9 protein-coding genes are annotated in these 10,239 nt (G+C 27.2%); 2 read left to right on the forward strand and 7 right to left on the reverse strand.

Annotated elements, in window-relative coordinates; all coding sequences use genetic code 11:
- Positions 1-115: 115 nt before the first annotated feature.
- Positions 116-1,279 carry an ATP-binding protein gene (locus AB1Z17_RS03865; protein ID WP_368050481.1) on the reverse strand — a complete coding sequence of 388 codons (1,164 nt, stop codon included), beginning with the start codon at positions 1,277-1,279 and terminating at the stop codon, positions 116-118.
- A gap of 62 nt (positions 1,280-1,341) precedes the next feature.
- Complete coding sequence (locus tag AB1Z17_RS03870) at positions 1,342-3,348, reverse strand: thiamine pyrophosphate-dependent enzyme (RefSeq protein ID WP_368050482.1); 2,007 nt, start codon at positions 3,346-3,348, stop codon at positions 1,342-1,344.
- Between the two features lie 147 nt (positions 3,349-3,495).
- Between AB1Z17_RS03870 and AB1Z17_RS03875 the strand changes: the two genes are divergently transcribed.
- Positions 3,496-4,782: a glycosyltransferase gene (locus AB1Z17_RS03875; RefSeq protein ID WP_368050483.1), complete on the forward strand. Its 1,287-nt coding sequence runs from the start codon at positions 3,496-3,498 to the stop codon at positions 4,780-4,782.
- 198 nt (positions 4,783-4,980) lie between these two features.
- On the opposite strand, the gene AB1Z17_RS03880 is transcribed toward AB1Z17_RS03875, so the two are convergent.
- The 3 genes from AB1Z17_RS03880 to AB1Z17_RS03890 all read right to left on the reverse strand — a co-directional run bounded on the left by AB1Z17_RS03880 (position 4,981) and on the right by AB1Z17_RS03890 (position 7,390).
- On the reverse strand, positions 4,981-5,379 hold the full coding sequence (locus tag AB1Z17_RS03880; RefSeq protein WP_368050484.1) for an acyl-CoA thioesterase: 399 nt from the start codon (positions 5,377-5,379) through the stop codon (positions 4,981-4,983).
- Positions 5,380-5,894: 515 nt separating this feature from the next.
- Positions 5,895-6,389, reverse strand: a complete 495-nt coding sequence (locus AB1Z17_RS03885; RefSeq protein WP_368050485.1) for a CAP domain-containing protein — start codon at positions 6,387-6,389, stop codon at positions 5,895-5,897.
- 551 nt (positions 6,390-6,940) lie between these two features.
- On the reverse strand, positions 6,941-7,390 hold the full coding sequence (locus AB1Z17_RS03890; protein WP_368050486.1) for a MarR family winged helix-turn-helix transcriptional regulator: 450 nt from the start codon (positions 7,388-7,390) through the stop codon (positions 6,941-6,943).
- Positions 7,391-7,936: 546 nt separating this feature from the next.
- Between AB1Z17_RS03890 and AB1Z17_RS03895 the strand changes: the two genes are divergently transcribed.
- On the forward strand, positions 7,937-8,335 hold the full coding sequence (locus AB1Z17_RS03895) for a NifB/NifX family molybdenum-iron cluster-binding protein (protein ID WP_368050487.1): 399 nt from the start codon (positions 7,937-7,939) through the stop codon (positions 8,333-8,335).
- A 160-nt stretch (positions 8,336-8,495) separates the two neighbouring features.
- Here AB1Z17_RS03895 and AB1Z17_RS03900 read toward each other — a convergent pair whose 3' ends face one another.
- Both AB1Z17_RS03900 and AB1Z17_RS03905 read right to left on the reverse strand, forming a co-directional pair.
- Positions 8,496-8,975, reverse strand: coding sequence for an Lrp/AsnC family transcriptional regulator (locus AB1Z17_RS03900; RefSeq protein ID WP_134246724.1), 480 nt, complete (start codon positions 8,973-8,975; stop codon positions 8,496-8,498).
- A gap of 73 nt (positions 8,976-9,048) precedes the next feature.
- Positions 9,049-10,161 (reverse strand): M14 family zinc carboxypeptidase, encoded by a 1,113-nt coding sequence (locus AB1Z17_RS03905; protein WP_368050488.1) that lies wholly within the window; start codon positions 10,159-10,161, stop codon positions 9,049-9,051.
- Positions 10,162-10,239: the final 78 nt, after the last annotated feature.

A 10,239-nucleotide genomic window follows, 5' to 3' on the forward strand; every position in this document is an offset into this window, starting at 1 on the left:
TGCTAAATTAAAGCCCTAAATAAATTTGAACGCTGATTTGTATCAATTTTATTAATGATTGTTATCATATTTGAACACTAATTTTTATCAGTTAGAATAATGATTGTTATCATATTTACTGTTTTTCAACGGTTAATTTTGGAAGTGTTAAATAAAAAATTGTGCCTTTATTTTCAGTACTTTCAAAAGAAATACTACCATTTAATTTTTCTAAATATCCTTTAGCAATATTTAACCCTATTCCAGTTCCAGGGTAATAAACAGCATTTTTTGCTCTAAAAAAACGTTGAAAAATAAACTTTTGTGCAGTTTTAGGAATTCCAATACCTTTATCTTCTATAGTAAAATAAATATTTTCGGCATCTGCACTTAGTTTAATTAGTATGTCTTTGTTTGAATATTTTATAGCGTTGAAGAGCAAGTTTTTTAAAATTATTTTTATAATTTTAGAATCTTGATGAATATAATCACCTATATTATTAGAAAATATAATTTGTTGTTTCTTTTTTAAAAATGGGGATGTATTGTTTATAATATCCTTAACTAAATCACTGAATTTAAAACTTGTATATGATGGAGTAATGTTTCCCGATTCGATATTTTCAAGGGTTAACAAGTTGTCTATCATATTATTTAAAAAAATAATTTTTGATTTAACTTTTAAAAAATGTTCATCTCTTTTATCAATTCTGTTTAAGTCGGCATATTTTATTATAAGTTCAGCAGAAGTAATAATTGCACTTAAAGGAGTTTTAAACTCATGAGAAGCTAATGTAATAAATTGAGTTTTAAGATTATTTAAGTCTTTCTCCTTATTTAAAGACTCTTTTAATTTTTTAATTACTTTTTCTAGTTCAATAGTTCTAAGTTTTACTTCTTCTTCTAATTGATAATTTAAAATGTCCTTTTTTAATTCTTTTTCTTTTCTAACGGTTATATCGGAAATTAATGCCTTATAATAGAATTGGCCCTCAAACTCCATTTTACCAAAACTCACTTCGATTGGAATTTCAAAACCTCCTTTTTTTACACCATAAGTTTCTAATAATGATTTAAATTTTTCGGTATTTTTACCTTTAATAAATTCATTTATTAAACCATTGGATTTTAAAAGTACGTTGATGTTATTATTGTATATTTCTTCAGAAGTATAATTAAAAATCTCCATTATTGGAGTGTTTGCCAGCACAATTTCTTTTTTTAAATTGAACGCAATAATTCCAACTTGCATCGAGTCAAAGCAAACTTTAAAGAATGCCTTATTTTCCTTTAACAGCATAATAATAACATTTTATGTTAAAGTTAAAACTTACATTATGTTATTTGTATGATTTTTGTCACTTAATAATTTAAGAGCTCCATTATTTCGTTAAAAAGCCTGTCTTTTGGTAAATAATTGTTTTCTAGCGAATTGGCGAATGGAATAGGCGTTTCTAAACTTCCTACTCTTTTAATTGGAGCATCTAAATACTTAAAACAGTGTTCAGCAATTAATGCTGAAATATCTGATGCAACACCTCCAAATAACGTGTCTTCCTGTAAGATTAGCACTTTTCCAGTTTTTTTTACGGAAGCATAAATAGCTTCAATATCTAAAGGTTGTAATGTTCTTAAATCTAGTATATCAGCAGAAATATTATGCGTTTTTACCACTTCCAAAGCCCAATGAACACCCAATCCATAAGAAATAATGCTAACGCTAATCCCTTTATTTAAAAGTGCTGCCTTTCCAAAAGGAATTGTATAATAAGCTGTTGGAACATCCTGATAAACCGTTCTATACAACAACTTATGTTCAAAAAACAGGATTGGGTTTTCGTCTTCTATGGCGGTTGCAAGCAATCCTTTTGCATCATAAGGAAAAGCTGGATATACAACTTTTAATCCTGGTGTTTTAGTAAACCAGGCTTCGTTTGTTTGACTATGAAAAGGTCCAGCATTAACACCAGCTCCACAAGGCATTCGTAGTACAACTGAAGCTCCTTGTCCCCATCTATAAAATGATTTTGCCAATAAATTAATTACTGGATTAAATCCTGAAGTAATAAAATCTGAAAATTGCAATTCAACAACAGCTTTTATATTACCATTAATAGAGAGGCCATAAGCAGCTTCAATAATAGTAGATTCGCAAATTGGTGTATTTCTAACTCTTTCTGCCCCAAATTCTTCTAAAAAACCATCTGTTATTTTAAAAACACCTCCATATTCTGCAATATCTTGTCCCATTATTACAAGATTACTATGTTTGCGCATACATTGTTTTAAACTTAAAGAAATAGCATCTATTAAGCGAATATTTTCAATTTCTGTTGAAGGTTTTGTTTCTATATAGTTTACATGTTTGTAAACATCAGATAATTCATTTTCTATGGAAGACGTGATTTTTTCTTCATTAAAAGCAATTTTTAAATGCTCATTAATTTCAAGTACTATATTTTCTTTAATTAAAACATCTAATTCTTCTGAAAGAATATTTTCTTTTTTTAAAAATTCGTGAAAATTTTCGATTGGATCTTTTCTTGCCCATTTATCCATTAAATCCTGAGGTACATATTTTGTTCCGCTCGCCTCTTCGTGACCTCGCATTCTAAAAGTTTTAAATTCTAATAAAATAGGACGCGGTTTTTTTCTAACACTTTTAGCCAATTTAGTTAAAGTAGTATATACTTCTAATATATTATTTCCATCTATAATATGGCTTTCCATACCATAACCAATGCCTTTATCTGCTATATTTTTACATTTAAATTGCTGACTAGATGGCGTTGATAAACCATAGCCATTATTTTCAATACAAAACAATACCGGTAAATTCCAAACGGCAGCAACATTTAAGGCTTCGTGAAAATCACCTTCACTTGTGCCTCCTTCACCACAAAAAACAGCGGTCACTTTTGCTTCCTTTTTTAGTAAACTTGCTAAAGCAATACCATTTGCAACACCTAATTGCGGGCCAAGATGAGAAATCATCCCAACAATTTTAAACTCTTGGGTACCAAAATGAAACGAACGATCTCTACCCTTTGTAAATCCACTTTTTTTACCTTGCCATTGCGAGAAAAGTCTGTGTAATGGAATTTTTCGAGATGTAAATATACCTAAATTTCGGTGCATAGGTAATATATACTCATCTGAAGTTAAGGCACTTGCAACACCTACTGAGATTGCTTCTTGGCCAATGCCAGAAAACCATTTAGATATTTTACCTTGACGTAATAAAATCAACATTTTTTCCTCTATTAATCGAGGTTTTAATATTGATTTATACAATTCAATTAATTGTTTATTTGAATAGTTTTTTCTGTCGTAAACTATTTTCTTTATTGAGTTATCTATTGATCTCATTTAGTTAGTATCGTATGTCCAAATGTAACAATAATGTTACTAATTATAAAAAGACTTTTTAAAAGTATTTTAAACGTTATTTTCAACCTCTTTTTAAATAAATGAAACCCGTAAAGGTTTAAATTTTATTAAAAACAACCTTTTTTTATGAAATCAATTTTCATTTTAATTCTTATTAATACATTTGGTGTAATGAAAAAAGTATTAATTATCGGATTTGTTTGGCCAGAACCCACCACTACTGCTGCTGGAACTAGAATGCTACAACTTATAGCAATTTTTGAAGAGTTTGGGTTAGAAATTCATTTTGTTAGTACTGCTGCAAAAACAACACAATCTTATAATTTTGAAAAAGAAGGAATTCTAACTTCAACTATTGAATTAAATAATACAAGTTTTAATGATTTTATTATAGATTATAATCCAGATATTGTGTTGTTCGACAGGTATTTAACCGAAGAGCAATTTGGTTGGCGCGTTTCTGAAAATTGCCCAAATGCGTTAAAAATTCTCGATACCGAAGATTTACATTTTTTAAGATTTGCCAGAGAACAAAGCTTTAAAAAAAATATAGAAATTACTGATGCTCTTTTAAAAAACGATATTGCAAAACGTGAAATCGCAAGTATATACCGTTGTGATTTAACCTTAATTATTTCTAAATATGAATTAGAATTATTGAAGACTGAGTTTAAAATCGATTCAAATTTATTGTGTTATACGCCATTTTTATTAGATGAATTAGCTACAGATAATTTTAGTAAATACCCATCATTTAATGAGCGAATTGATTTTATGACAATTGGTAATTTTAAACACAAACCCAATTTAGAAGCTGTTAAAACACTAAAAAAAGACATCTGGCCAAAAATAAAATCGAAAATACCAACAGCCAATATCCATATTTATGGTGCTTATGGAAATAATGAAAGTATCACACAATTGCATAATAAAAAAGAAGGTTTTTTAATTGAAGGATGGGTTGAGAATAAAGAACTAGCCTTTGCAAATGCCAGAATATGTTTAGCTCCGCTTCAATTTGGAGCTGGATTAAAAGGAAAACTTATAGATGCAATGCTTTTTGGAACGCCTTCTGTAACAACTTCAATTGGTGCTGAAGGTATAAATTCCAATTTACATTGGGCTGGCTTTATTGAAAACGATTTTAATAGTTTTGTTAAAAAAGCAGTTGAATTATATCAAAATGAAGAAATTTGGTTACAAAAGCAGCAAAACGGCTTTGAAATTATTAATTCTAATTTTTCGAAAAAGAAATTTGGCACTGAATTAATGTCAAAAATTGAATCACTCTTAAATGTTTTGGATTATCATAGAAATAAAAATTTTATTGGTGCTATGCTGCAACAACATATGTTAAAAAGTACAAAATATATGTCTAAATGGATTGAAGAAAAGAATAAAAAAGAAGGCTAATTGTAGCTGAGTTAATATTTTCTGATGATAGAAAAAGCGCGTACCATTAGGTTTTTAGCTGTTTTAACCTATAAATTTTAATATTTAGTAATCTCTAAATAAACATAAACTTGAAGTTTATTAAAGGTTTAATTAGGTTTTTGCTCCACCCCAAAGTTTCTATTTTCTTTTAAAAATTTGTTATAAATATAATTATTACTAAATTTTGTTGGAATCCAGAAGCAATAATATTTCTGATGGAATACGAGTAAGTTTCATTGAAAATTTATCTAATAAACACCAAATTGTTTTTACTGAACATACAGTCTTCCCTTCTTTAATAATAGTTACAAATCTTTCAGATTTAACACCATAAGAACTTCCTATATAGGTATTTAAAGTTATTTCGTCATTAAAAAAAACTGGTAAGAAATAATCTATTTCGTGTCTCTTCACAACCCAAACATAATTATTATTTGCAAGCTCTTCACTTATATGTGACCAATGCATTTCAGCAATCTTTTGAGCCCAATCCAAATAAATTACATTATTTACATGATTTAAATCATCTATAGAGTTTTGATCTACTTTGAAAGAATAAGAAAAATGTTTTTTCACGGATATTTGGTCAAAATTGTTAAACAAATATACTATTCATTTAAGTTAAAAATAAAAGGAAAGAAATAAAAGAAAAAAATATTGGAATTATTAATGTTAAATGATAAATTTACAACACCTAAAGTTCAAGAACATTAAAATTTTTAACTTTATTTTTAATAGTGTTAAAAATTTACAGTCGTGATACTTGTGCAAATAAAATTATCGTGGGGACGACAGTTTTTCAAGATTTCGCGGCTGTTTTTTTTATTTAGTTTATAATTATAAAAACAGTTGTAATTTTTTATATCTTACTATACTACCGTTGTGGGGACGACAATTAAAGATACTACAACTGTTTTTTTTGGGACGACAAATCCACAATCTATAATTTTACACAACAATTCATTAAACTCACTACTTTTCCATATTTATTTTTAATATTGAAGTTAGGAATTAGCGTATTTATATAAATTCTATTTGTTGTATTGTGTACTTTAACCTTTCTTTTTTCTAAAACTAACATAATTATAAATTTATTTATTAATAAAAATATGTGTGAAATAGTTTCTCCCATTGGAATCTTTCTCTGTTGAAATTCCAAAATGAGTAAAAGTTTCATCTTCAATTACTTTCTTATGTCCAGGGCTATTTAACCAAGCTTTAACAACACTTTCACTTGAATTATAACCATATGCAACATTCTCTCCAACTGCAGTAGCTTGAGCATTATGCACCAATAATTCGTGTCTTTCAGGAAAATTATCATGATTAACTTTCCCTACTTCAACCATATAACTAGTATGTGTTTTTGCAACTGATGAAATTAAATTTAACTTTCTTAAGGTCGTTAACCCTTGTTCTTTTCTATATTCATTTACAAGATTTAAAATCTCATTTTCAATAGGAGAATATGTTATTTTAGTTTCGGTAATTTCATTAAAAAAGATACCATCGTCTTCAGGTGTACAAGAAGTGAATATTGTAAATATAAGAATTACGAATGCTAGTTTGATTATTGTAGATTTCATAAAAGAGGGGTTTTTATAGGGTTAATTTTATATTTTAAAGACAGCCGCAAAATAATATTACCAACTACCGTTGTGGGAACATTGATTAGGTGACAAATTGATTGCGGCTGCTTTTAAATAGATACATGTGTTTTAAATAATTGTTTGATTTGGGATGAAACAATGTTTTATTAAAAATAGTATCAAGCGTTTTAGATTGGAAATAAATTAGAATACTTCCTCTAAAAATTCTACTTAAGAGTTTTGTAGAAATACTAACTATAAAAGATGTTAAAAATGGGGTACTCATAATTATTGGGGTTTTGACTAGTTGGGGTTTGGGGTTAATTTATGTATCTGTACTTAAATGTTTTTTTAAAAATAAGAGGTAGAAACAAAGTTCTTACTAACCATCTAACTTGCTAAAAGCTTTTCGGATTGCTTCTTAAAGTATGTGACTACAGTGAGACTACCTCTATTTTAGTTTATCATAAAATCAATTTTTAAAATTATTTCTAAAAAAGCAATTTGGGGTGCTAATTGCTTTTTTAGCAATAATTTTGGGTTTGGGGTCAATTATTATTCCTAATTTTTATTAATAATTTATTTAAATTTAAAATTTCCTTTTCTGTTAAATTACCTACAACCCTGGTTTCAAATTGATGTTGTATTTTTTCAATTTCTTCTAACAATTCTAAACCTTGATCGGTAATTCTAATTTCTACCTTCCTCCTATTCTCTTCATTTTGAAATCTGGTAATTAATCCTTTTAATCGTAATTTTTCAACTAATCTAGTTGTATTACTATTTTTACTTACCATTTCAGATTGTAAAGATTGTAAATCGGCTGGTTGACCATTTAATTTTTTTAAAGAACGTAATACTTGAAATTGTTGAATAGATAAGGCAAATTGTTTTAAATGGTCTGAAAATGTTTCATTCATCCAGTTACCTGTTTGCAGTATATTTGCAATTGTTAAATCAGGTAAATTTAATTCTTCCTTTTTATCATTTTTATTCAACTTCGGGGGGACAACTATTTTCTACACCTTATTTGTATAGACAACAAATGTATATACAAATGTTATATAAACCAAATAAAATTGTTAAAAACTTATTATTTTTGTTCTAAAATTTAAATTTTTATAGCTTTTAAAACTGAATTACTTAGATAATGTTAAATAATTAAGTCTATCAAATTCACATATATCACTCTGTTAACCAGTCTTTTACTACTATTATTTATTTAATTGGTTTAAACAATTGGGGTAAATCTGGAATATGAAAAAAAACATATAAAAATTTAGTAATTATTTTTAAATCAATTAAAATATTGTTAATAACTACCTGAATTTCTTGATTAAATTTATTTTAAAGTGCTTTAATTATACGGTATAATTCGGAGTTTATTGGAATAAATCCTATCCATTTTAACCACGAATTATACAAATAGCCATTTCAAATAATATGGCATATAATTTTAAACGAGGGTTAATTATAGTAACCTAAGTTGCAATCCTCTACTCTATTTAGTTTTAAATTTGAATGAATAATTAATAAAAAGAATTATGAAAACTATAGTCGCTGTCACGTTTCAAAATAAAAAAACCATATTTAATCATACTGGAAAATGCAGAAACTATTTAATTTATACTATAAAAGATTCAATTATAGAAAGTAGGAGATTATTAGAACTATCTATAAATGAAACGTTGCATTCTTTTTTTCATAGTGAAAAAGAGATAAAAAAGCATATTTTATTTGAATCTGATATCTTATTAACCAAAGGTATTGGCCATGGTGCCATTGAAAAATTAGCCAAATATGGAGTCGCTTGTTATAAAATTGAGGAGTCTGATCCAGATCTAGCTATTAACAAATTAATTAATGGAACTTTGGAGGCCATGTCGCCAATTTCAAATTCCGTATCTGGGTGCAATTGTAATTGTGGGAAAAGAGATCGCTAAATGCTAAACTAATTTTAAATTTCCATTATTCTACCCATATATTCTAAAACTATGTCCGAATTAAGCAAAAAGAAAGGCTGCCTAAAAATTAAATCCCTTTTCTATAACGAAAGTTGGTCTAACATTTAGGCAGGCTTTATGTTTAAAGAGGTAATTTCTTTTAAATTTCTCTAAAAATAGAATGCATTAATCTAGTTTTATCATTGATGCTTTCTTCTAAAGAAATCATTGTTTCCGTTCTTGAAACACCATCTATATCATCAATTTCAAAAATAATTTCTTTTGCGTGTGTTGTGTCTTTAGCTCTAATTTTACAGAAAACATTGTATTTCCCTGCAGTTATATAGGCAATTGTAATGTTAGGAATTTTCTTTAAATCGTTTATAACTTGCTTAGTTTTAGAAGTTTTTGCTAAATAGATACCCACGTGCGAAATAAATGAATAACCCATTTTTTCGTAATCTAAAGTTAATGTAGAACCCTTAATAATTCCTTCATCTTCCATTTTTTTAACTCTCACATGTATTGTACCTGCCGAAACAACTAATTTTTTTGCAATATCAGTAAATGGAGTTCTCGCATTTTCGATAAGAATATCTAATATTTGATGATCTATTTCGTCTAAAATAAATTTTTTCATGACTTGTTTTTTAATAATAATATAGAAATATATGACAAATTTATTAAAAAAAACTGATATTTAACTAAAATATTTACGAATTTGATAATTTTAATTCCTCAAAGTTCATGTTTTTTGCATTTATTTTGTTGTAGCTAAAATATTTGGATAGATCTCCTAGTTTTTCAATCGATTTATACATTACTAATTTATCGTCTTCTACTTTAAATTTATATTGTATACCTACATCTTCGACAGTTTCTACATCATTATTTTTAATTTTTAAATTTGTATAAATAATGTCTAAAAATAAGGTATCGTTATTCGGAATATTAAAATACGCTGTGTAATTTAAAAAGTCATCTGCCAACGAAATATAATATAACCCTTGTAAAATGGCATAAAAATTATACTTTCTTGTAATTTCTCTGTCATAATCATTTTTAAAGTGACCAGCTTCAACTAAAATAGTATTATGCCCCATTTTTTGAAAATTATCTCCAGTTGCCGTTGGATAAAACTCATCTGTATACCTACCAATATGATTAGGAATAAGCTTTTGAAGTAATGTATTCATTGCTACAATTACACTCATTGTTTCTTTGCGACCTTTTGTTAAAGTCCGTTCTATGTTTTCTGACGGGGCTAAAAAAGATATTGTAGCGGGGTTTTTAGTACCTTCTACATTAAAGATAGACCGTTGATCGTGCAGATTAAAGCAGAACTTAGGGCTAAATTCATCTAAAACAGCACGTAATAATTTACTTTCTACTGCTTTTATATCCACGGCATCTCTATTTAAATCGATATTATTAATATTTTCTCGTGTAAATTTAATCGCTCCATCAGGATTTAATAAAACAATAAATTGAAGTGTGCAATTATCTAAAATAGTGTCTGAAATACTTTTTAATCCGTTATCACTTGCTTCAAAAAAGTTGAATAAGTCAAATAACGCTTTTGTTCCGGTAGATTCATTACCGTGCATTTGTGACCATAATAGTATTTTAATAGGACCTATTCCAATAGAAAGTTTATAAATAGGTATATTATTTTCAGAATAACCAATAATTTCTTTATTAAATTTTGATGATAATTTTTTAATTAAAGGTTCAACATCATCAAATAAAATTCTTCTTCCTATTAATTTGGATTCAAAATTAGCGCCATACCAATTTTCTAAAATGGCTGTATTTATTAATTTCATTTGACAAAAATAAGCATATATTTTTTTAATTCCAGCAATACATTTTATTTTCAAATTCCAAACAAGTTACAATTGTAA

It is taken from the genome of Lutibacter sp., from assembly GCF_040883305.1.
In the GTDB taxonomy this organism is placed as follows: domain Bacteria; phylum Bacteroidota; class Bacteroidia; order Flavobacteriales; family Flavobacteriaceae; genus Lutibacter.